Here is a 20607-nt window from a genome sequence, read left to right as displayed (position 1 = left end):
ATGACCGTGGTCGACGCCGTGCAGCGCAGGGTCCTGCGGGTGCTGGCGGTGACCCAGGTGCTGGGCGCGGCCGGCGTCACCATCGGCCTGGCGGTCAGCACTCTCATCGCGGCCGTGCTCGCCGACTCCGACGCGGTCGGCGGGATGGCGCAGACCGCGGCCGTGCTCGGCGCGGCGGTGTTCGCGCTGCCCGCGGCCCGGTTGGCGGCGCGCAGCGGACGGCGTCCCGCGCTGGTGCTGGGCTACGGGGCCGGCGCGGTGGGCGCGGCGGTGGCGGCGTGCGCGGTGGTGCTCGGCTCGTGGCAGGTGCTGCTGGTCGCGCTCGTGCTGTTCGGCGCGGCGTCCAGCGCGAACCTCGCCGCCCGGTACGCGGGCGCGGACCTGGCTCATCCGCACCGCAGAGCGCGCTCGGTGGCGTTGGTGGTGTGGGCGGCCACGGTGGGCGCGGTGGCCGGTCCGAACCTGGCCGACCCGGCGGGTCGGGTGGCCGTGCGGCTGGGGTTGCCGGTGGGCGCGGGGCCGTACCTGATGTCGGCGGTGCTGTTCGGCCTGGCCGCGCTGGTCGTGCTGCGGTTCCTGCGGCCCGACCCGCTCGTGCTGGCGAAGTCCGCCGTCGCGCCCTCGGTGGGGACCAAGCGGTCGGTGGCGGTGTGGCGGTCGCTGCCGCCCGCCGGGAAGCTCGCGCTGGGCGGCGTGACGCTGTGCCACACCGCGATGGTCGGTCTGATGTCGATGACCCCGGTGCACATGGAGCATGCGGGCTCGTCGCTGCGCGTCGTGGGCGTGGTGATCAGCCTGCACGTCGCCGCGATGTACGCGGCCAGCCCGCTGTTCGGGTGGATGGCCGACCGGCTCGGCCGGGTGCCCGTGCTGGCGATCGGCGCGGCGCTCGTGGTCGCGGCCTCGGGCATCGCGGGCATGGCGCCGTCGCACGACGCGCCGCAGCTGGCCGCGGGGCTGGCTCTGCTGGCGTTCGGCTGGTCGGCGGGCATGGTGGCGGGATCGGCGCTGCTCACCGAGTCGGTGGCGGTGGTGGACCGGCCGGCCGCGCAAGGCCTGTCCGACCTGTGCATGAACGTGGGCGGCGCGCTCGGCGGCGTCGCGGCGGGCGTCGTGGTGACCGCGTGGTCCTACGCCGCGCTCGGCCTGCTCGTGGGGTTCACCGCGCTGCCGCTGCTGGTGACGTGCCTGTTCGCGTCGTTGCAGCGGGTGCGCTGATCAGCGCTTGCGGTTGTACCAGAGCGCGCGCAGGCCCGTCACGATCGCCGCGACGAGACAGGCGATCACCGCGATCGTGGCGATCGGTGAGGACAAGCCCGTGGGGTCTTCCTGCAACAACAGCACGGGTCGAGGTTAGCGCGCCGCCGCCGCGAACTCCCGCACCCGGACCGTCTCGCCCGCCGTGCGCCAGACCAGGCCCCACGCCAGCCGCGGCGCGTCGACCAGCGGCAGGAACGCGACCCTGGGCCGGGCGAAGTAGCCGGCGGCGTGCGCGCCCAGCGGGCAGACGCCCTCGCCGTTGGCGATCGCGGTCAGCAGCTCCTGGAACGTCGTGACGTCCCGTCCGCGCTTGACCGGCGTGCCGTTGGGTGTCGTGTCACGCCAGTAGGCGGCGCGGAAGACCGTGTCGCGGGCCAGGTCCTCCAGTGTCACGGACCGCTGCCGCGTGAACGGGTGCGTGTCGGCCACGGCGAGCACCAGCGGCTCCTCGAAGAGGACCGGGCCGGGCGTCAGGTCCGGCTCGCCGACCGGGAACAACGTCACCAGCACGTCCACCTCGTCGGCCCTGAGCAGCGAGAACGGGTCGGTGAACGGTGCTTCGCGGACCAGCACCTCGCTGTCCGGGTGGCGGGCGCGGAACCTGTCCAGGACGTCGGTGACGAGGTCGGCGACGGCCGGCGCCTCGAACCCGACGCGCAGCAGCGACGTGCCGCGCGCGGCCTCCGCGGCACGCGCTATGCCGTCCACGATCTGCCGGTAGGCCGGTGCCAGGTCGTCACGCAGGCGTCGGCCGATGGGCGTGAGCGCGACCCGGCGGCTGGTCCGTTCGAACAGCGGCGCGCCGATGCGGCGTTCGAGCTGCTTGACGGACTGGCTGACGCGCGCCTGGGAGACGTGCAGCCGCTCGGCGGTGCGGCTGAAGTGCAGCTCCTCCGCCAGCGTCAGGAAGACCTCCAGGTCACGACGTTCCATAACCGTCAGGTTATCGTTCCATGCGATCTCCGGCGTTGTTCGGACCCCGTGCCGCGACGAGTCTCGACGTCATGGAGAACACGCTGCTCGTCCGCGCCGACCAGGCCGAAAAGCTCGACGCCGACCCCGCCGCCGTCGTCACCCTCCTCGCCGACCTCGACGGCCTGACCGGCAACCGCTCCACGTTCCGCGACGGCTCCGACGGCGCGCCGCCGCACTTCCACACCCGCGCCTCGGAGCTGTTCTTCGTGCTCGACGGCACGCTCCAGGTGCTGCTGGACCAGGACCTGGTGACCCTGGAGCGCGGTGACTTCCTCGTCGTGCCGCCACGCGTGCCGCACGCGTTCGGCGCGCTCAAGGGCGCGGACGCGGACGTCCTGTTCGTCTTCACGCCGGGCATGGGCCGGTTCGACTACTACCGCCTGCTCGACCGCGTGCAGTGCGGCGAGGCGAGCCCTCAGGAGATCCGCGACTCGCAGGACCGGTTCGACAACCACTACGTCGACAGTCCGGTGTGGAAGGCCGCGCGCTAACCTGGGCCCGATGCGCATCACGATGTTCCGCAAGCTGATGGCCAACGAGTTCGGCCAGGTCAGGGCGGAGATGGTGGCCCGGGACCACGTGCTGTCCGCCCTCGGCGGTCGGACTCCCGACCAGGCGTTGGAGGCGGGACTGCCGGCCAAGGAGATCTGGCTGGCCGTCTGCGACGCGTTCGACGTGCCGGAACAGCGGCGGTGACCCGGTGTGTCGACCACGTGGTCGAACACCTGTTCGGCTACACTCCCCGACACGACCGGGTGACAACACCCCGCAGGTGACCTGGTCCCCACCGAAAAATGTCGGACCCCACCCGTAACGTCGGCCCCGACATCGCACCGCGACCCCAAGACACTCCGAGGTGGACTCCAGATGGCACCCCAGGCACCCGACCGGGACAAGGCCCTCGAGCTGGCCCTGGCCCAGATCGACAAGCAGTTCGGCAAGGGCTCGGTCATGCGGCTCGGCGAGGAGGGCCGTGCCCCGATCGAGGTGATCCCCACCGGCGCGATCGCGCTCGACGTCGCGCTCGGCATCGGCGGCCTGCCCCGCGGCCGCGTGGTCGAGATCTACGGCCCTGAGTCCTCCGGTAAGACCACGGTGGCGCTGCACTCCGTGGCCAACGCCCAGCGCAACGGCGGCATCGCGGCGTTCATCGACGCCGAGCACGCGCTCGACCCGGACTACGCGCGCAAGCTGGGCGTCGACACCGACGCGCTGCTGGTCTCGCAGCCCGACACCGGTGAGCAGGCGCTGGAGATCGCGGACATGCTGGTCCGCTCCGGCGCGCTCGACATCCTGGTCATCGACTCGGTGGCGGCCCTGGTGCCCCGCGCCGAGATCGAGGGCGAGATGGGCGACAACCACGTGGGTCTGCAGGCCCGCTTGATGAGCCAGGCGCTGCGCAAGATCACCGGCGCGCTCAGCTCGTCCAACACCACCGCGATCTTCATCAACCAGCTGCGCGAGAAGATCGGCGTGATGTTCGGCTCGCCCGAGACCACGACCGGTGGCAAGGCGCTGAAGTTCTACGCCTCCGTGCGGTTGGACGTGCGGCGGATCGAGACCCTGAAGGACGGCGGCGAGCCGGTCGGCAACCGCACCCGGGTCAAGGTCGTGAAGAACAAGGTCGCGCCGCCGTTCAAGCAGGCCGAGTTCGACATCCTCTACGGCGTGGGCATCAGCCGCGAGGGCTCGCTCATCGACATGGGCGTCGACCAGGGCATCCTGCGCAAGTCGGGTGCTTGGTACACCTACGAGGGCGACCAGCTCGGCCAGGGCAAGGAGAACGCGCGGAAGTTCCTGCGCGAGAACCCGGACGTGGCCAACGAGATCGAAAAGCGGATCAAGGACAAGCTGGGCATCGGCGCCACCCTCGACGCGGACGAGACCGCACCGGCGCCGGTCGAGTTCTAAGCGGGCGTGGCAGGACGAGGTGGCCGTGGTCGCGGGCCGTCCCGCGACCGTTCGGCCGACGAGGACGAGCCGCGCCCGGTCGACCCGGCGAAGGAGCAGCGCAAGGCGACGGACATCTGCTACGCGCTGCTCACCGCACGGGCCCGCACGCGGGTCGAGTTGAAGGACGCGCTGCTGCGCAAGGGCATCAGCGAGCAGACGGCCGAGCTGGTGCTGGGCAAGTTCGACCGGGCGGGTCTGATCGACGATGCCGCGTTCGCCGAGGTCTGGGTCCGTTCGCGGCACACCTACCAGGGTCTGGCTCGCCGTGCCCTGGCCATGGAACTGCGCCGCAAGGGCGTGGCGGACGAGGTGGCCGCCGAAGCCGTCGCGGCCGTGGACGACGAGGCCGAGGAAGACCGCGCGCGTGACCTGGTGCGCAAGAAGCTGCGCACCATGGCGACCTTGGACGACACCACCAGGATCCGCCGCCTGGTGGCCGCCCTGGCCCGCAAGGGCTACGGCGAAGGCCTGGCCTACCGCGTGGTCCGCGACGAACTGCGCCGCGCGGGCGACGAGACCACTGCCCTGGACGACCTGCTGTGAACCCGACCACCGGCCGCTGCGGCCTCCGATGAACCCCGGGGCGGGGATCGCCGCCGGAGGGACCAGGGGGCGGTTGGGTTGAGGCCTGGGTCGGGCTGCGGCCCTCCGGGTGCGGCTTGCGGGCCGAGGGTGGGCCGGCGCGGCGGGCTGTGGCCCCGCGGCTTGCGGCTTGTGGCGTGAGTGGTGGGTGAGTCCGGTGCAGGACGGGGTTCACGGCTCTGGCCGGACTGCGCGGTGTCGAGCTCTGCCGAGCGCCGGCGCTCACCTCAGGACAACGGTCGGGTCAAGCGCCAGTACTGGCGCTTCTTCTCCTCGCGCACCACGACACCGAGCCGGCTCAGCTCCTCGCGCAGCTCGTCGGCGTCCCCGCCGTCGCCCTTGCGCAACGCCTCCGCCCGCACCTTCAGCAACGCGTTCGCGCCCGGTGGCAGGTCCGGGGTCCCGTCGACCCACCGCCGGTAGTCCTCCCGGTACGGGTCGCTGTCCAGCCACTGGTAGCCGTGCGTCTGGAACGCCTCGGCCAGCACCTCCGGCTTCAAGTCGTGCGTCTCCCGCGCCAGCTCACCGGTGTCCACGCCGAGCAGCACGAGCTTCTTGCCGTCCAGGAACACCCCGGACACCAGCGTCCGGTCGAAGCTGCGGTGCCGGCCGCCGCGCAGCAGCTCGACCCCTTCGTTGAACACCTCGACCACCAACCGCTCGTGCGCCGCGATCCCGGCCACCAGCAGCCCGAGCACCGCCCCGACGGCCACCGAGCCGATCGTCGCCCACGGCTCCGGGATGGACGCCACCAGCCGGAACGGCCCCTGCATCGGCGCCCACGACAGGTCGGCCACCCACCCGGCGATCGACTTCAGCCCCCAGACCACGAGCGCACCCAGCAACGGGAAACCGACCGAGACCAGCGCCACCTGCCCGCGCGGCTCGGCGACCACCGTGGTTCGTCGCGCGTCCATCCCCCACTACCTCCCCAGAAGTGAGCCTTCAACTTATCGCCGTAGCCTGTGGCGGTGCGGATCAGGGCCGACCACGTCGTCTGGGACTGGAACGGGACCCTGTTCGCCGACAACGACGCGGTGCTCGCCGCGGTCAACCGGGTCTGCGCCGACTTCGGCCACGCGGCCATCACGCTGGAGCACTGGCGCGACGTGTTCAGCCGCCCGATCAAGGCCTGCTACGAGCGGATGTTCGGCCGTCCGCTGACCTCGGCCGACTGGGACCGCATCGACCTCGTCTACCACGCCGAGTACCGGGCGGTGATGGACCGGTGCGGGCTGGCCGCGGGGGTGCCCGACCACCTCGCCTCGCTGCGCCACAGCCAGTCGCTGCTGTCCATGTGGTTCCACGACGAGCTGGTCCCGCTGATCACGAGGTTCGGCCTGCACGAGCTGTTCAGCCGGGTGGACGGCCTCAAGGCCGCGGGCGACGGCGGTTCGAAGGCCGAGCACCTCGCCGAACACCTGGACGCCCTCAGGCTGCACCCGAAGGACGTCGTGCTGATCGGTGACGTGGCCGACGACGCCGAAGCCGCCCGGCACGTGGGCGCGCAGGTCGTCCTGGTCGCCACCGGCACCAGCTCCCGCGCCGTCCTGGAACGCACGGGCGCACCGGTCGCCGACTCGATCCCGGAAGCCCTCGCCCACCTGGCATGAGAAGGGCGCCTCCCACCGCGAAGGGGAGACGCCCTCAGCCGGGACCTACAGCGCCGACGCGGCCCGTGCCAGCTCCTCGACCCGCGCCCAGTCACCGGACGCCAGCGCGTCCTTGGGCGCGAGCCACGACCCGCCGACGCAGCCGACGTTCGGCAGCGCCAGGTAGTTCGGCGCGGTCGCGGGCGTGATGCCGCCGGTCGGGCAGAACCGCAGGCCGGGCAGCGGACCGCCGATGGACTTCAGGTAGTCCACGCCGCCCGCGGCCTCGGCCGGGAAGAACTTCAGCGAGGTCAGCCCGCGCTCGGCCAGCCGCATCGCCTCCGACACGGTCGCCGCGCCCGGCAGGAACGGCAGCCCGGTGTCCTCGGCGGCGTCCAGCACCCGGTCCGTCGACCCCGGCGTCACGAGGAACGCCGCACCGGCCTTGGCCGCCTGCTCGGCGTGCTCGGGCGCGGTCACGGTGCCCGCGCCGATCACGATGCCCGGCACCTCCGCCGCGACCCGCTCGATCGCGGCCAGCGCGGCGGGCGTGCGCAGCGTCAGCTCGATCACGCGGACGCCGCCGCGCAGCAACGCCTCCGCCAGCGGCACGGCGTGCTCGGCGTCGTCCACGACGACGACCGGGATGACGGGGGACAGCGCGAGCAGGTCCGCCGCCGTCGCATGAGCCGGCGCGTTGGTCACCGGGACACCTCCTGGTTGAACTGGCCCTCGAAGTGCGAGGCCGCGATCGGTCCGAACACGCCGGCGCCCCGGTCGGCGGGCCCGACCGCCCGGCGCAGCGCGGCGAACAGCTCCCGGCCCGTGCCGGTCCACGCCTGCGCGTCCGGCGGGAAGTCCACCAGATCGCGCGCGGCCAGCTCCGCCGGGTCCACGAACACCTCCAGCGTGCCGGTCTCGGCGTCCAGCCGCAGCACGTCGCCGTCGCGCACGCGGGCCAGCGGGCCGCCCACGGCCGCCTCGGGGGTGAGCTGGATGGCGGCCGGGATCTTGCCCGACGCGCCGGACATGCGGCCGTCGGTGACCAGCGCGACCTTGAACCCCCGGTCCATCAGCACGCCCAGCGCGGGCGTCAGCTTGTGCAGCTCGGGCATCCCGTTGGCCTGCGGGCCCTGCTGCCGCACCACCACGACCACGTCCCGCTCCAGCTCACCGGCCTGGAACGCGGCGCTGAACGCCTCCTGCGAGGTGAACACGCGGGCCGGCGCCTCGACGACCCGGTGCTCGGGCTTGACCGCCGACACCTTGATCACCGCGCGACCCAGGTTGCCCGACAGCATGCGCAGCCCGCCGTCGGCGGCGAACGGGTCCGACACGGGCCGCAGCACGTCGGTGTCCAGGGAGTGCGGCGGGCCGGGACGCCACTGCAGCACGCCCTCGACCAGCACCGGCTCCTGCCGGTAGCGGTGCAGGCCGTCGCCGGCGACGGTCTTCACGTCGGCGTGCAGCAGGCCCGCGTCCAGCAGCGTCGAGACGAGGAACTGCACGCCGCCCGCGGCCTGGAAGTGGTTGATGTCGGCCGAGCCGTTCGGGTAGACGCGGGCCAGCAGCGGCACCACCGAGGACAGCTCCGAGAAGTCGTCCCAGCTCAGCTCGATGCCGGCGGCCGACGCGATGGCGACCAGGTGCATGGTGTGGTTGGTCGAACCGCCGGTGGCCAGCAGCGCGATCACGCCGTTGACCACGGACTTCACGTCCACCACGTGCCCGATCGGGGTGTAGTCCGCGCCGCGGCTGATCTCCACCGCGCGCCGCGCGGCCTCCTCGGTCAGCGCCTTGCGCAGCTTGGTACCCGGCGGCACGAAGCTGGCTCCGGGCAGGTGCAGGCCCATGACCTCGACCACGAGCTGGTTGGAGTTCGCCGTGCCGTAGAACGTGCAGGTCCCGGGGCTGTGGTAGGACTGGGCCTCGGCTTCGAGGAGGTCCTCGCGGGTGGCCTTGTTCTCCGCGAACAGCTGCCGCACCCGCGCCTTCTCCGAGTTCGGCAGGCCGGAGTGCATGGGGCCCGCGGGCACCAGGATCGCGGGCAGGTGCCCGAACGACAGGGCTCCGATCAGCAGGCCGGGCACGATCTTGTCGCACACGCCGAGCAGCAGCGCCGAGTCGAACATCTCGTGCGACAGGGCGATGCCGGTGGCCATCGCGATGACCTCGCGGCTGAACAGCGACAGCTCCATGCCCGCGCGACCCTGGGTGATGCCGTCGCACATGGCGGGCACGCCGCCCGCGAACTGCGCCACGCCGCCGACGGCCCGCGCGGCGTCCTTGATCCACGCCGGGTACTCGTGCAGGGGCTGGTGCGCCGACAGCATGTCGTTGTACGCGGACACGATCGCCACGTTCGGGCGACGCAGTGCCCGGAGGAGGTCCTTGTCACCGCCCGTGATCCCGGCGAAGCCGTGGGCCAGGTTGCTGCACGCCATGTCACGGCGGGCCGGGCCCTCCTGCTGGGCCTGGGCGAGTCGTTCCAGGTAGGCGGACCGGCCGGCGGCGCTGCGGGCGGCGATTCGAGCCGTCACTTCGGCGACGACGGGATGCACGCTCATGGTTCGCTGTCTCCGGTGGTGATCACGGGCCGTGGTGGGCCCGGTGGGACGACAGCGCTGGCGTCGCACGGACGGACGTGACAGCAAGCACACTATGTCACGACACATGATCGTGACAAAAACGATTCAGATCCTGAGACGCAACTCGGACACCTGTGGTGCTTGTCACAGCGCCTTCCACTTGGCAGAGTCGGCACACGGACCGACCCGAGGGAGGTGCTGACCATGACGTCCTCCGAGATCGTGGAACTGCGCAGGGCGCTTGGCCAACTGCGCCACTGCGTCGGCGGCCTGCGCGCGCGGTACGGCGACGTGGCCGCGGTGCAGAGGCTGGCCAACGACGTCGAACGCCTGGACATCGACGCGACCGAGCTGGTGGACCTGGACAGTCCCCCGCGCCAGCGCCAAGCGCCCCGGGTCGAGCGGGAAGTCGTCGTCGTCCCGGACACGCCGTACGACCCGCAGCTGTGGCACGACGCCGACGACGAAGGGCTCGGCGGCTACCGCAGCCATCGAACCTGAACCCAGGAGCAGACCGGCCCCCGCGTGCGAACGCGGGGGCCGCTCCCGTTTCAGGGCCGGTGATGTGTCCCAAACCACAATGTGTCCCGCACCACAACGACGTGGAACGAGGTGAGGTATGAGGGCGCAGATCGCCCAGCGCACGTTGCGCACAGACCGGTGGTGGCTGCCGCCGCTGGCGACGTTCGCGGGCCTGCTCCTGATTTCGATCTACGCGGCCGTGCGGACCTTCATGGGTGATCACTACTGGGTGGACGAGTACCGCTACCTGACGCCCATGTACTCCCCGTGCCTGACCGCGGAGTGCCTGCCGAACGCGGCGCACTTCGGCCGCCTGCTGCCCGAGCTGCCGGGGTTCCTCACCCCGCCGGTGATCATCATCCCGTTCCTGCTCGGCTTCCGGGTGACCTGCTACTACTACCGCAAGGCGTACTACCGGGCAGCGTGGATGTCCCCGCCCGCGTGCGCGGTGGCCGAGCCCCACGCCAAGTACACCGGTGAGACCCGGTTCCCGCTGATCGCCCAGAACCTGCACCGGTACTTCTTCTACGCGGCGTCGCTCCTGCTGCTGATCAACATCTACGACGCGTTCTACGCGTTCAGCACCGGCATCGGGCTGGGCAACATCGTGCTGCTGGTGAACGTGTCGCTGCTGGCGGCGTACACGCTGTCGTGCCACTCGTGCCGGCACATCGCGGGCGGGCGGTTGAAGCACTTCTCCAAGCACCCGGTCCGGTACTGGGCGTGGACGCAGATCTCCAAGCTCAACGCCCGGCACATGCAGTTGGCCTGGGCGTCGCTCATCTTCGTCTGCGTCACGGACCTCTACGTCGCGCTGGTCGCCTCCGGGACGATCGCCGACCTCCGATTCGTCAACTGAGGAGTGGTTTTGCCCGAGCTGGAACGGCATTCGTTCGACGTGCTCGTGATCGGTGCCGGCGGTGCGGGGTTGCGCGCCGCGATCGAGGCCCGTGAACACGGGATGCGCACGGCGGTGCTGTGCAAGTCGTTGTTCGGCAAGGCGCACACGGTGATGGCCGAGGGCGGCATCGCGGCGGCCATGGGGAACGTGAACTCGAACGACAACTGGCAGGTGCACTTCCGCGACACCATGCGCGGCGGGAAGTTCCTGAACAACTGGCGGATGGCCGAGCTGCACGCCAAGGAGGCGCCCGACCGGGTGTGGGAGCTGGAGACCTACGGCGCGCTGTTCGACCGCACCAAGGACGGTCGGATCAGCCAGCGCAACTTCGGCGGCCACGAGTACCCGCGGTTGGCGCACGTCGGCGACCGCACCGGGCTGGAGCTGATCCGCAGCCTCCAGCAGAAGGTCGTGTCGCTGCAGCAGGACGACCACGCCGAGACGGGCGACTACGAGTCGCGGCTGAAGGTGTTCCAGGAGTTCACCGTCACCGACCTGGTGCTCGACGACGGCAAGGTGGCCGGCGCGTTCGGCTACTGGCGCGAGTCGGGCCGGTTCGTGCTGTTCGAAGCGCCCGCGGTGGTGCTCGCGACCGGTGGCATCGGCAAGTCGTTCAAGGTCACGTCGAACTCGTGGGAGTACACCGGCGACGGCCACGCCCTGGCCCTGCGCGCGGGCGCGTCCCTGATCAACATGGAGTTCGTGCAGTTCCACCCGACCGGCATGGTCTGGCCGCCGTCGGTGAAGGGCATCCTGGTCACCGAGTCGGTCCGCGGTGACGGCGGCGTGCTGCGCAACTCCGACGGCAAGCGGTTCATGTTCGACTACATCCCCGAGGTGTTCAAGGACAAGTACGCCGACAACGAGGCCGAGGCCGACCGCTGGTACACCGACCCGGGCGACAACCGGCGGCCGCCGGAGCTGCTGCCGCGCGACGAGGTGGCCCGTGCCATCAACTCCGAGGTCAAGGCCGGTCGTGGTTCCGAGCACGGCGGCGTGTTCCTGGACGTGTCCACGCGCCTGCCCGCCGAGGAGATCATGCGGCGGCTGCCGTCGATGCACCACCAGTTCAAGGAGCTGGCCGACGTCGACATCACCGCGCAGCCGATGGAGGTCGGGCCGACCTGCCACTACGTGATGGGTGGCGTGCAGGTCGACCCGGACACGGGCGCGTCGTCGGTGCCGGGGCTGTTCGCGGCCGGCGAGGTGTCCGGCGGGATGCACGGCTCGAACCGGCTGGGCGGCAACTCGCTGTCCGACCTGCTGGTGTTCGGTCGCCGCGCGGGCGCGGGCGCGGCGGACTACGTGGGCGGGCTGTCGGCTCGGCCGGTGTGCTCGGACGAGGCCGTGGCGCAGGCGGAGCGGACGGCCGTGGCGCCGTTCTCCGGGGCCGAGGGCGGCGGGGAGAACCCGTACACGCTGCACATGGAGTTGCAGCAGGCGATGAACGACCTGGTCGGCATCATCCGCCGGTCCGAGGAGATGGCACAGGCGATCGAACGGCTGGAGGAGCTGAAGCGGCGGGCCGCGACCGTGGTGGTCGAGGGGCACCGGCAGTTCAACCCCGGCTGGCACCTGGCGCTCGACCTGCGCAACATGCTGGTGGTCAGCGAGTGCGTGGCGCGAGCCGCGCTGCTGCGCACGGAGAGCCGCGGCGGGCACACGCGTGACGACTTCCCGAGCATGGACGCCGAGTGGCGGCGCAAGTTGCTGGTGTGCACGCTGGCCGGCTCGTCGGTCGAGGTGGTGGAGGAGCCGCAGCTCCCGATCCGGCCGGACCTGCTGGAGCTGTTCGAGAACAGCGAGTTGCAGAAGTACCTGACCGCCGACGAGCTGGAGGGCTGACATGGGGTACCAGGGGCACTTCCGGGTGTGGCGCGGTTCGGATGAGGGCGGCGGCCTGGAGGACTTCACCGTCGAGGTCAACGAGGGTGAGGTCGTGCTGGACGTGATCCACCGCCTCCAGGCGACGCAGACGCCCGACCTGGCCGTGCGGTGGAACTGCAAGGCGGGCAAGTGCGGGTCGTGCTCGGCGGAGATCAACGGCAAGCCGCGGTTGCTGTGCATGACCCGGATGTCGGTGTTCGCCGAGGACGAGACGGTGACCGTGACGCCGATGCGCACGTTCCCCGTGATCCGCGACCTGGTCACGGACGTCTCGTACAACTACCGGAAGGCACGTGAGATCCCCGCGTTCAAGCCGCCGAAGGGCGTGGCACCGGGGGAGTACCGGATGCAGCAGGTGGACGTGGAACGCTCGCAGGAGTTCCGCAAGTGCATCGAGTGCTTCCTGTGCAACAACACGTGCCACGTCATCCGCGACCACGAGGAGAACAAGGAGTCGTTCGCCGGGCCGCGGTTCCTGATGCGCGTGGCCGAACTGGAGATGCACCCGCTCGACGAAGCCGACCGGGTGCAGGAGGCGCAGTCGTCGCACGGCCTGGGGCTGTGCAACATCACGAAGTGCTGCACCGAGGTGTGCCCCGAGCACATCAAGATCACCGACAACGCGTTGATCCCGATGAAGGAACGCGTGGCCGACCGCCGCTACGACCCGATCGTGTGGCTGGGCAACAAGCTGTTCCGGCGGTCCTGACCGCGGACCCGCGTTGCGTCACACCCGGTGGCGCAACGCGGGGCGGCGGGTGGCCCGCCGCAGGTCGGGGACCAGGCTGACGAGGCCGAGCACCGCGAGACCCGCGCCCAGCCACAGCGGCGCGCGCAGGCCGTGGTCGGTGATGAGCAGGCCGCCCAGCCACGAGCCGATGATGATGCCGAGCGTGATGAACGAGCCGTGCACGGTGTTGACCAGCGGACCGGCGTTGCCCGCGCGTTGGACGCGGGTGACCATCGCCGGGTTCATCGTGACACCGACCAGGCCGATGCCGAGCAGGCTGACCACGGCGGGCAGCTTGAGGTCGGCGAAGAGGGCGAAGCCGGTGAGGAACGCGGCGTTCAGCCCCAGGCCCACGACCAGCGCGGGCAGCGCGTGCCGGTCGGCGAAGCGGCCCACCACGTGGTTGCCGACCACGGTGGCCACGCCGTAGGCGATCAGCAGCAACGGCACGGTGGTCGTGGCGAACCCGGTGACCCCGGTCAGGATCGGGTTGACGTAGCTGAACGCGGCGAACGTGGCACCGATGACGAACGTGCTGGTGGACAGCACCAGCCACAGCTCCGGCCGGGCGATCGAACGCAGTTCGGCGCGCACACCACCGTGACCCTCGACGCGCTCAAGCCGCGGCACGCCCGCGAACGTGCCGGCGGCGGCCACGACGGTCAGCGCCGCTATGCCCCAGAACGCCGCGCGCCAGCCGAAGTGCTCGCCGACGACCGTGGCCAGCGGCAGGCCCAGGAGCGTGCCGAGCATCAGCCCGTTCAGGACGGTCGCGGTGGCCCGGCCGCGCAGGTGCTCCGCGACCAGGGCGGACGTGACCGAGAGCGTCACGCCGAAGAACGCCTGCGCCGCCGCGCCGGTGACGACCCGGGCGGCGAGCATCACCCCGTAGTCGGTGGCGGTGGCGGCCAGGACGTTGCCGGCCAGGAAGACGGCGAACAACGCCATCAGCGCGGCCTTGGGGCGCAACCGGAGCACGAGCACGGTGAGCAGCGGACCGCCGACGGCCATCGCGGCGGCGAACGCGGTGATCAGGTAGCCGATCTCGGGGATGGTGACGTGCAGGCCGGCGGCCATCTGCGGCATCAGGCCGGCGACGACGAATTCGCTGGTGACCATGGCGAAGATGCCGAGGGCGAACAGGTGGACGACACGGGGCATGGCGGTGCTCCTGTTTTGTATTGATCTGTCCAAAATGGGGGCAGCGGTGTGCGCGGTCCGTTCACCGGGCTGTTAGAGGGCGTCCAGGGCGGTGTCCGCGATGGCCTTGAGCGTGGGGATGTCCGCCCCGCCCTGTCCGGCGACCCGGATGCCCGCGATGACGGCGTTGACGAACCGCGCCAGCTCCACCGGGTCGCGCCCGGACCGGAACTCGCCGTTCCGCAGGCCGGCCGCGATGACCGCCCGGAGCCCGTCCAGCCTGCGGCGCTGGTCGCGGTCGACCAGTTCGGCGGCCTCGCGGTCCCGCCCGGCCAGCTCCACGGTCGTGTTCACGGTCAGGCAGCCGATCCCGCGCTCGTCCCGCCGGTTCTCCGCCTCGCCCGCGACGATCCCGTCGAGCAGGTCGCGCAGCCGTTGCCGGGGTGACCGCGTCTCGTCCTCGAGCATCGCGACCTGGTTGGCCGTCATCAGCTCGGTGTAGCGGACGAGGGCGCGCTTGAAGAGCTCGTGCTTGCTGCCGAACGTGTTGTAGATGCTGCTGCGGCCCAACCCGGTGGCGCGGCACAGGTCTTCGGTGGACGTCGCCTCGTAGCCGTTCACCCAGAACGTGCGCATGGCGGCGTCCAGCGCCTGCTCCTCGTCGAACTCCCTGGGTCGGGGCACGGGCCGAGCGTAGCAGGTTTTGGACTGACCTATCCAGAATTGGCGAGCCGGGCCGTCACCCAGAGGAACACCTTCGGGTCACCCAGCCCGGATGCGGTGAGCCAGTCGGCCGCGACCCGCGCTTGCGACTCGTCCTGGACGAGCCCCCAGCGACCAGGGCGGACGCCGGTCGCCCGCCGCACGTCGTCGACCAGGCCGCCGAGGCACGTCCAGGTGTGCCAGGTCCCGCTGTCGTAGCCGACCAGCTCGAACCCGAGCACGTCGGTCGCGGTGACGGGCTCGGCGCGGGCGAGGCGTTCCGGCAGGCTGCCCGCCGACACGTCCCAACCGCCCTCGCGCACGTCCGCCGGCAGGGGCTGGACGTCCTGGGCGGCGATCCCGACCTCCAGCACGTGCAGGTCGCTCCGACCCGCGCGGGCCCGTTCTGCGGACGTCGGGTCGCCGAACCACTCGTCCCAGTCGTCCGCCACGACCGTCGTGACGCAGCCGCTCAACGACACCAGCTCACCCTGCGGCAGGCCCACGTCCTGCCAGTCCTGCCGCGCGTCCCGTGACGCCAGGCGGTAGCCGGCCAGGACGTGGTTCACCGTTCCCACCCGCGCCCGGACGCGGCCGGCTCGTCACGGCACAACAGGGAGCGGTCCACGGCGACACCATAGGTGCGGAGCGTGCCGACGAGCACGTGATGAACGGCTATGGGCGGGTCAGCGGTCGCTCATCTTCGCAGAGTCGATCACTCGCGCGGGTGTCAAGGATCGGCCGAGGCTGATCTCGGGTGCGGTCGGCAAGAACGCCTGAAGTCTCCGTCGCCACTCTCGGGGACAGCGGTGCTCGGGGATGCCGATGGCCGCTGCGACGTCCCCTCCATGCCGGGTGACGACTGGATGACGGACGGTGGGAGGTCGATCCTGTTGTCGACCTCCCACCTCCACCGGGCAGGCCTACCAGCTACTTCTTCTTGCTGGGCGTCTGCGCCAGAGTGCTTGCCGCAGCCGACCTCTCCGCCTTGGTGGACGACGAATCCATCAGTACTTTGCCTGCCTTGGACGCGGCCTTCGCACCGGTTTGCCCCTTGCTGCTCGGCGCCTGGGAGAGCGCGCTAGCAGCGGCTGCCTTCTCGGCTGGCGTCGACTTCGGGCTGGCGAGCACCTTGCCTGCGTTCGAAGCCGCTTTGGCTCCGGTCTGACCGCGATTACTGCGTGTCATGTGATGACTCCCTGCTCTCGATTTGTGATCGCAGCCGAGCCGTGGTCGCATAGTGGCTCTCACACCGCAGTTGCGACCTCGGTTCAGCTGCACCGAACGCCCGGCCCTAGCAGGCCGGGCGTTCGTCGTTCCGACGCTCTTCGCGCCGGACGTGATGCATGTGAGGGCCGGAACGCACTCGCCCCGGCCCTCACATCGCTGTGGAGTTGTCAGCCGCGCCTCACCGGTCGTGGCTTCCCTTCGGTGATCAGCTGCAGCCCGATGTGGAGCCGCAGCCCTCGCACAGGTAGCACGAGCCGGCCGGGCGCATCTTGGTGCCGCAGGTCATGCACAGCGGCGCGTCGGCGGCCTTGCCCAGGTGCAGCTCGAGCAGTTCCGTGGAGCTGCCCACCTTGATGTCCTGCGGCTTGGACTTCTTCTCCGCGGGAGCCGGGGTGGTGGCGGCGGACGGTGCCGCGTCGACCGACGTGCGCAGGCCCTCCAGGTCGACGTCGGAGCCGGTGCCGTAGTCGGACGAGACCTGCGCGGTGCGCTCGTCGGCGGTGAAGATGCCCAGCTGGGCGCGCTTCTCGAACGGCAGGTAGTCCAGCGCCAGGCGGCGGAACAGGTAGTCCAGGACGCTGGTCGCGATGCGGACGTCCGGGTCGTCGGTCATGCCCGCCGGCTCGAAGCGCAGGTTCTGGAACTTCGAGACGTAGAACTCCAGCGGGATGCCGTACTGCAGGCCCACCGAGATCGACATGGAGAACGCGTCCATCACGCCGGCCAGCGTCGAGCCCTGCTTGCCCAGCTTGACGAAGATCTCGCCCAGGCCGTCGTCGGGGTACGACCCGGCGTGCAGGTAGCCCTCCGCGCCGCCGACCGTGAACGACACCGTCTGCGACGGGCGCTTCTTCGGCAGGCGCTTGCGCACCGGGCGGTACTCCACGACCGTCTCCGGCTTGGCCTCCACCGCGGCGGACGCCTTGGCCGACTTGCCCGCCGACAGCGGCTGGCCGACCTTGCAGTTGTCGCGGTAGATCGCCAGCGCCTTCAGGCCCAGCTTCCAACCCTGGTAGTAGATCTCCTCGACGTCCTCGACGGTCGCCGTCTCCGGCATGTTGACCGTCTTGGAGATCGCGCCCGAGATGAACGGCTGCACCGCGGCCATCATCCGCACGTGACCCATCGGGGCGATCGACCGGTCGCCCATGGCGCAGTCGAACACCTCGTAGTGCTCCGGCCGGAGACCGGGCGCGTCGACCACGTGGCCGTGCTCGCCGATGAACTCGACGATCGCCTCGATCTGCTCCTGCTGGTAGCCCAGCACGCGCAGCGCGCGCGGCACGGTCTGGTTGACGATCTGCATCGAGCCGCCGCCGACCAGCTTCTTGAACTTCACCAGCGCCAGGTCCGGCTCGATGCCGGTGGTGTCGCAGTCCATCATCAGGCCGATGGTGCCGGTGGGCGCGAGCACGCTGGCCTGCGCGTTGCGCCAGCCGTTGCGGGCGCCGATCTTCTGGCACTCCTGCCACGCCTTGGTCGCGACCTTCTGCACCGCGCCGTCGTTCGCGTGGTAGGTGCGCAGCATGTCGTTGGCGGCCGAGTGCTTGCGGATGACCCGCTGGTGCGCCTCGGCGTTGCGGGCGTAGCCGTCGTACGGGCCGACGATGCCCGCCAGCTCCGCGGACCGCTTGTACGCCACAGCCTGCATCAGGGACGTGATCGCGGCGGCCAGCGCGCGGCCACCCTCGGAGTCGTACGCGTGACCGGTCGCCATGAGCAGCGCGCCCAGGTTCGCGTAGCCGATGCCCAGCTGGCGGAACGCGCGGGTCGTCTCGCCGATCGCGGGGGTCGGGAAGTCCGCGAAGCAGATCGAGATGTCCATCGCGGTGATGATCAGCTCGACCGACTTGGCGAACAGCTCCGCGTTGAACGAGCCGTCGTCGGACAGGAACTTCATCAGGTTCAACGACGCCAGGTTGCAGCTGGAGTTGTCCAGGTGCATGTACTCCGAGCACGGGTTCGAGGCCGTGATGCGGCCCGACTCCGGCGTGGTGTGCCAGTCGTTGATCGTGCCGTCGTACTGGATGCCCGGGTCGGCGCACTCCCACGCGGCCTTCGCCAGCTTGCGGAACAGGTCCTTGGCGTCGACGTGCTCGATGACCTCGCCGGTCATCCGGGCGCGCAGGCCGAACCGGCCGCCGTTCTCGTAGGCGTGCATGAACTCGTCCGACACGCGGATCGAGTTGTTCGCGTTCTGGTACTGCACGGACACGATGTCCTTGCCGCCCAGGTCCATGTCGAACCCGGCGTCGCGCAGCGCGCGGACCTTGTCCTCTTCCCGCGCCTTGGTCTCGATGAACTCCTCGACGTCGGGGTGGTCGACGTCCAGCACGACCATCTTCGCCGCGCGGCGGGTCGCGCCACCGGACTTGATGGTGCCCGCGGACGCGTCCGCGCCGCGCATGAACGACACCGGGCCGGACGCCGTGCCGCCGGAGGACAGCAGCTCCTTGGACGAGCGGATGCGCGAGAGGTTCAGGCCCGCGCCGGAGCCGCCCTTGAAGATCAGGCCCTCCTCGCGGTACCAGTTCAGGATCGACTCCATCGTGTCGTCCACCGACAGGATGAAGCAGGCGCTGACCTGCTGCGGCGAGGTCGTGCCGACGTTGAACCACACCGGCGAGTTGAAGCTGAACACCTGGTGCAGCAGCATCCAGGTCAGCTCGTGCTCGTAGATCTCGGCGTCGTCCTCGGTGGCGAAGTAGCCGTGCTTGATGCCCGCCTCGACGTAGGTCTTCACGACGCGGTCGATGAGCTGCCTCAGGCTGTGCTCCCGCTGGGGCGTGCCCACCGCGCCGCGGAAGTACTTGCTGGTGACGATGTTGGTGGCGTTGACCGACCAGAAGTCGGGGAACTCGACGCCGCGCTGCTCGAAGTTCACCGAGCCGTCGCGCCAGTTCGTCATGACGACGTCGCGGTGCTCCCAGGTGACCTCGTCATAGGGGTGCTTGCCCGCGGTGGTGAAGACGCGCTCCACCTTCAGCTTGGCGTTCTTGTCCCCCGCGCCGTTGCGGGTGGCCGTCTTCTTGCTGGAGCCACCGACGGTCTCCGTCATCCCGGGTCCCTCTCGTCTTGCTCGTCTTGGAAGGTGTTCGTTCCGCGGCCACGTCCGGGCTCCCCGTCCGAGGCGGCCGCGAGGTTGTCCTGCGTCGCGTCCGCTCAGTCGTCAGTGCGCTGGGCGGTGCGAAGATCGGCGATCTCCTTCTCGAAGTCCTCGACGGAGGAGAAGGAGCGGTAGACGGAGGCGAACCGCAGGTAGGCCACCTCGTCCAGGTCGCGCAGCGGGCCGAGGATGGCCAGGCCCACCTCGTGGCTCGGGATCTCGGCGTTGCCGCCCGAGCGGATGGACTCCTCGACGCGGTGGGCCAGCTGCTGCAGGGCGTCCTCGTCCACCGGGCGGCCCTGGCAGGCGCGGCGCACGCCGTTGACGACCTTGTCGCGGCTGAACGGCTCGGTGACGCCGGAGCGCTTGACCACCGCGAGCACGGCTTCCTCCACGGTGGTGAACCGGCGGCCGCAGCTCGAGCACGAGCGCCGGCGGCGGATCACCTGGCCCTCGTCGACCTCGCGCGAATCGACCACACGGCTGTCGGCGTTGCGGCAGAACGGGCATCGCACGGCTGGTCCCCCCTTCTCCGCGCAGCATCCATCGCGTCAGCCCACGTCATGGGGAAAACCCCAACCTGTGGACTAACTACAACGGTGTGACCACTAGATGTAGGGGTCAACCTATGCCCGAGCCCTACTCGTCTGCAAGTCGGACACACCGGTCGGCGTTCACCCGATGGGACGCACAGCACTCCGCGACGCGACGGTCACGGACCGCCTCCGTCAACCCGCGTGTCGAACGCTCGCGCCCACCGTGTCGAACGCTCAGGACCCCTGAGTTCAACGTTCCGGACGTTGAACTCAGGGGTCCTGAAGGTTCGACACGCGGGACCTGAGCGTTCGACTCTCGCGAGGGGTCAAGGGGTGCCGTGGGGGACGACGAGGGACTGGCCGGGGACGACGTCGGTGGACGGCAGGGAGTTCAGCTCGAGGATGCGCTCGACGACGGCGTCGGGGTCGCTGGCGGGTGCGCTGCGCTCCGCGACGTCCCGCAGGGTCTCGCCCACCTGGACGTGCACGACGTTGGTGCGTTCGGGGACGGTGGTGGCGCCGGAGACGTAGAGGTGGAGCAGGCTCAGCAGGGCGGCGAACACGGCCGCGACCGCGGCGTAGGCGACGAACTGGACGGCCGGGTGGCGCCGCGGCCGGACCTCGCAGGCGACCGGCTCGGGCGCGGTCTGGCGCACGACGGGCGGGCGGGGGCGGGTGGCCGGGCGGCGATTGCCCTTGTCGTGTACTTCGAACCGGCGAAGGACCCGTGGTCCCGGTCGCAATCCCGCGCCGAGGGCGACATCCTCGACACCGGCGCCGTCCACCAGTTCGAAGCCGTTCCGGGTGCCAATGACCACCGCCATGATGTCCTCCAACGCAGGTCATCCGATCATGATCGAACCTGTGTTCGATCGAACGTCCGTGCGAATGTGTACCACTTCG

At 70.6% G+C, this 20607-nt stretch carries 22 protein-coding genes; 10 read left to right on the top strand and 12 right to left on the bottom strand.

All coding sequences use genetic code 11. From position 1 onward, the window contains the following. Window positions 1-1218: an MFS transporter gene (locus FHX81_RS12980; RefSeq protein ID WP_141978203.1), complete on the top strand. Its 1218-nt coding sequence runs from the start codon at window positions 1-3 to the stop codon at window positions 1216-1218. Here FHX81_RS12980 and FHX81_RS42605 read toward each other — a convergent pair whose 3' ends face one another. Together FHX81_RS42605 and FHX81_RS12975 are read right to left on the bottom strand one after the other, a co-directional pair. After that, window positions 1219-1344, bottom strand: a complete 126-nt coding sequence (locus tag FHX81_RS42605; RefSeq protein ID WP_281291732.1) for a hypothetical protein — start codon at window positions 1342-1344, stop codon at window positions 1219-1221. A 9-nt stretch (window positions 1345-1353) separates the two neighbouring features. Continuing rightward, complete coding sequence (locus tag FHX81_RS12975; protein ID WP_141978200.1) at window positions 1354-2193, bottom strand: LysR family transcriptional regulator; 840 nt, start codon at window positions 2191-2193, stop codon at window positions 1354-1356. 71 nt (window positions 2194-2264) lie between these two features. Here FHX81_RS12975 and FHX81_RS12970 point away from each other — a divergent pair, with 71 nt between their 5' ends. From FHX81_RS12970 to FHX81_RS12955, 4 genes are all read left to right on the top strand, one after another. Continuing rightward, window positions 2265-2726 (top strand): cupin domain-containing protein, encoded by a 462-nt coding sequence (locus tag FHX81_RS12970; protein ID WP_141978198.1) that lies wholly within the window; start codon window positions 2265-2267, stop codon window positions 2724-2726. A 10-nt stretch (window positions 2727-2736) separates the two neighbouring features. Beyond that, on the top strand, window positions 2737-2931 hold the full coding sequence (locus tag FHX81_RS12965) for a DUF3046 domain-containing protein (protein WP_141978196.1): 195 nt from the start codon (window positions 2737-2739) through the stop codon (window positions 2929-2931). A gap of 171 nt (window positions 2932-3102) precedes the next feature. Beyond that, window positions 3103-4146, top strand: coding sequence for a recombinase RecA (gene recA, locus FHX81_RS12960; RefSeq protein ID WP_141978194.1), 1044 nt, complete (start codon window positions 3103-3105; stop codon window positions 4144-4146). A gap of 114 nt (window positions 4147-4260) precedes the next feature. After that, window positions 4261-4731 carry a regulatory protein RecX gene (locus FHX81_RS12955; protein WP_246108250.1) on the top strand — a complete coding sequence of 157 codons (471 nt, stop codon included), beginning with the start codon at window positions 4261-4263 and terminating at the stop codon, window positions 4729-4731. 266 nt (window positions 4732-4997) lie between these two features. On the opposite strand, the gene FHX81_RS12950 is transcribed toward FHX81_RS12955, so the two are convergent. Then, window positions 4998-5687 carry a YqeB family protein gene (locus FHX81_RS12950; RefSeq protein ID WP_141978190.1) on the bottom strand — a complete coding sequence of 230 codons (690 nt, stop codon included), beginning with the start codon at window positions 5685-5687 and terminating at the stop codon, window positions 4998-5000. Window positions 5688-5741: 54 nt separating this feature from the next. Here FHX81_RS12950 and FHX81_RS12945 point away from each other — a divergent pair, with 54 nt between their 5' ends. Continuing rightward, a complete protein-coding gene (locus FHX81_RS12945) occupies window positions 5742-6383 on the top strand; it encodes an HAD family hydrolase (RefSeq protein ID WP_141978188.1) in 642 nt (213 codons plus the stop codon). A 45-nt stretch (window positions 6384-6428) separates the two neighbouring features. Here FHX81_RS12945 and eda read toward each other — a convergent pair whose 3' ends face one another. Beyond that, complete coding sequence (eda, locus tag FHX81_RS12940; RefSeq protein ID WP_141978186.1) at window positions 6429-7067, bottom strand: bifunctional 4-hydroxy-2-oxoglutarate aldolase/2-dehydro-3-deoxy-phosphogluconate aldolase; 639 nt, start codon at window positions 7065-7067, stop codon at window positions 6429-6431. Beyond that, window positions 7064-8929, bottom strand: coding sequence for a phosphogluconate dehydratase (gene edd, locus FHX81_RS12935; protein ID WP_170232037.1), 1866 nt, complete (start codon window positions 8927-8929; stop codon window positions 7064-7066). Before edd ends, eda begins: the two co-directional genes overlap by 4 nt. Window positions 8930-9154: 225 nt before the next feature. On the opposite strand from edd, the gene FHX81_RS12930 reads away from it, so the two are divergent. The 4 genes from FHX81_RS12930 (at window position 9155) to FHX81_RS12915 (ending at window position 12969) form a co-directional block, all read left to right on the top strand. Continuing rightward, on the top strand, window positions 9155-9451 hold the full coding sequence (locus FHX81_RS12930) for a hypothetical protein (protein ID WP_141978184.1): 297 nt from the start codon (window positions 9155-9157) through the stop codon (window positions 9449-9451). A gap of 118 nt (window positions 9452-9569) precedes the next feature. Then, window positions 9570-10331 carry a hypothetical protein gene (locus FHX81_RS12925; RefSeq protein ID WP_141978181.1) on the top strand — a complete coding sequence of 254 codons (762 nt, stop codon included), beginning with the start codon at window positions 9570-9572 and terminating at the stop codon, window positions 10329-10331. Between the two features lie 9 nt (window positions 10332-10340). Next, window positions 10341-12218, top strand: coding sequence for a fumarate reductase/succinate dehydrogenase flavoprotein subunit (locus FHX81_RS12920; RefSeq protein WP_141978179.1), 1878 nt, complete (start codon window positions 10341-10343; stop codon window positions 12216-12218). A 1-nt stretch (window position 12219) separates the two neighbouring features. Further along, window positions 12220-12969 (top strand): succinate dehydrogenase/fumarate reductase iron-sulfur subunit, encoded by a 750-nt coding sequence (locus tag FHX81_RS12915; protein WP_141978177.1) that lies wholly within the window; start codon window positions 12220-12222, stop codon window positions 12967-12969. A gap of 18 nt (window positions 12970-12987) precedes the next feature. Here FHX81_RS12915 and FHX81_RS12910 read toward each other — a convergent pair whose 3' ends face one another. The 7 genes from FHX81_RS12910 to FHX81_RS12880 all read right to left on the bottom strand — a co-directional run bounded on the left by FHX81_RS12910 (window position 12988) and on the right by FHX81_RS12880 (window position 20528). Beyond that, window positions 12988-14151, bottom strand: a complete 1164-nt coding sequence (locus tag FHX81_RS12910) for an MFS transporter (protein WP_141978175.1) — start codon at window positions 14149-14151, stop codon at window positions 12988-12990. 72 nt (window positions 14152-14223) lie between these two features. Further along, complete coding sequence (locus tag FHX81_RS12905) at window positions 14224-14814, bottom strand: TetR/AcrR family transcriptional regulator (protein ID WP_141978173.1); 591 nt, start codon at window positions 14812-14814, stop codon at window positions 14224-14226. Between the two features lie 29 nt (window positions 14815-14843). Next, window positions 14844-15401 carry a hypothetical protein gene (locus FHX81_RS12900; RefSeq protein ID WP_246107793.1) on the bottom strand — a complete coding sequence of 186 codons (558 nt, stop codon included), beginning with the start codon at window positions 15399-15401 and terminating at the stop codon, window positions 14844-14846. Between the two features lie 361 nt (window positions 15402-15762). Continuing rightward, a complete protein-coding gene (locus FHX81_RS12895; protein WP_141978171.1) occupies window positions 15763-16020 on the bottom strand; it encodes a hypothetical protein in 258 nt (85 codons plus the stop codon). Between the two features lie 247 nt (window positions 16021-16267). Then, window positions 16268-19120, bottom strand: a complete 2853-nt coding sequence (locus FHX81_RS12890) for a vitamin B12-dependent ribonucleotide reductase (RefSeq protein WP_141978169.1) — start codon at window positions 19118-19120, stop codon at window positions 16268-16270. A 104-nt stretch (window positions 19121-19224) separates the two neighbouring features. Beyond that, window positions 19225-19683: a transcriptional regulator NrdR gene (gene nrdR / locus FHX81_RS12885; protein WP_073886580.1), complete on the bottom strand. Its 459-nt coding sequence runs from the start codon at window positions 19681-19683 to the stop codon at window positions 19225-19227. 347 nt (window positions 19684-20030) lie between these two features. Continuing rightward, window positions 20031-20528: a LysM peptidoglycan-binding domain-containing protein gene (locus tag FHX81_RS12880; protein WP_141978167.1), complete on the bottom strand. Its 498-nt coding sequence runs from the start codon at window positions 20526-20528 to the stop codon at window positions 20031-20033. Window positions 20529-20607: the final 79 nt, after the last annotated feature.

It is taken from the genome of Saccharothrix saharensis, from assembly GCF_006716745.1.
Classification (GTDB): Bacteria; Actinomycetota; Actinomycetes; order Mycobacteriales; family Pseudonocardiaceae; genus Actinosynnema; species Actinosynnema saharense.
This window is presented reverse-complemented; position numbering and strand designations above follow the sequence as displayed.

Excerpts from the sequence above, each read along its gene's own strand:
- FHX81_RS12970 (WP_141978198.1), top strand. The coding sequence starts at position 2,265 with ATGGAGAACACGCTGCTCGTCCGCGCCGACCAGGCCGAAAAGCTCGAC.
- FHX81_RS12880 (WP_141978167.1), bottom strand. The coding sequence starts at position 20,528 with ATGGCGGTGGTCATTGGCACCCGGAACGGCTTCGAACTGGTGGACGGC.
- FHX81_RS12950 (WP_141978190.1), bottom strand. The coding sequence starts at position 5,687 with ATGGACGCGCGACGAACCACGGTGGTCGCCGAGCCGCGCGGGCAGGTG.
- FHX81_RS12925 (WP_141978181.1), top strand. The coding sequence starts at position 9,570 with ATGAGGGCGCAGATCGCCCAGCGCACGTTGCGCACAGACCGGTGGTGG.
- FHX81_RS12910 (WP_141978175.1), bottom strand. The coding sequence starts at position 14,151 with ATGCCCCGTGTCGTCCACCTGTTCGCCCTCGGCATCTTCGCCATGGTC.
- FHX81_RS12895 (WP_141978171.1), bottom strand. The coding sequence starts at position 16,020 with ATGACACGCAGTAATCGCGGTCAGACCGGAGCCAAAGCGGCTTCGAAC.
- recA (WP_141978194.1), top strand. The coding sequence starts at position 3,103 with ATGGCACCCCAGGCACCCGACCGGGACAAGGCCCTCGAGCTGGCCCTG.
- FHX81_RS12965 (WP_141978196.1), top strand. The coding sequence starts at position 2,737 with ATGCGCATCACGATGTTCCGCAAGCTGATGGCCAACGAGTTCGGCCAG.
- FHX81_RS12980 (WP_141978203.1), top strand. The coding sequence starts at position 1 with ATGACCGTGGTCGACGCCGTGCAGCGCAGGGTCCTGCGGGTGCTGGCG.
- FHX81_RS12930 (WP_141978184.1), top strand. The coding sequence starts at position 9,155 with ATGACGTCCTCCGAGATCGTGGAACTGCGCAGGGCGCTTGGCCAACTG.
- edd (WP_170232037.1), bottom strand. The coding sequence starts at position 8,929 with ATGAGCGTGCATCCCGTCGTCGCCGAAGTGACGGCTCGAATCGCCGCC.
- FHX81_RS12915 (WP_141978177.1), top strand. The coding sequence starts at position 12,220 with ATGGGGTACCAGGGGCACTTCCGGGTGTGGCGCGGTTCGGATGAGGGC.
- FHX81_RS12975 (WP_141978200.1), bottom strand. The coding sequence starts at position 2,193 with ATGGAACGTCGTGACCTGGAGGTCTTCCTGACGCTGGCGGAGGAGCTG.
- FHX81_RS12890 (WP_141978169.1), bottom strand. The coding sequence starts at position 19,120 with ATGACGGAGACCGTCGGTGGCTCCAGCAAGAAGACGGCCACCCGCAAC.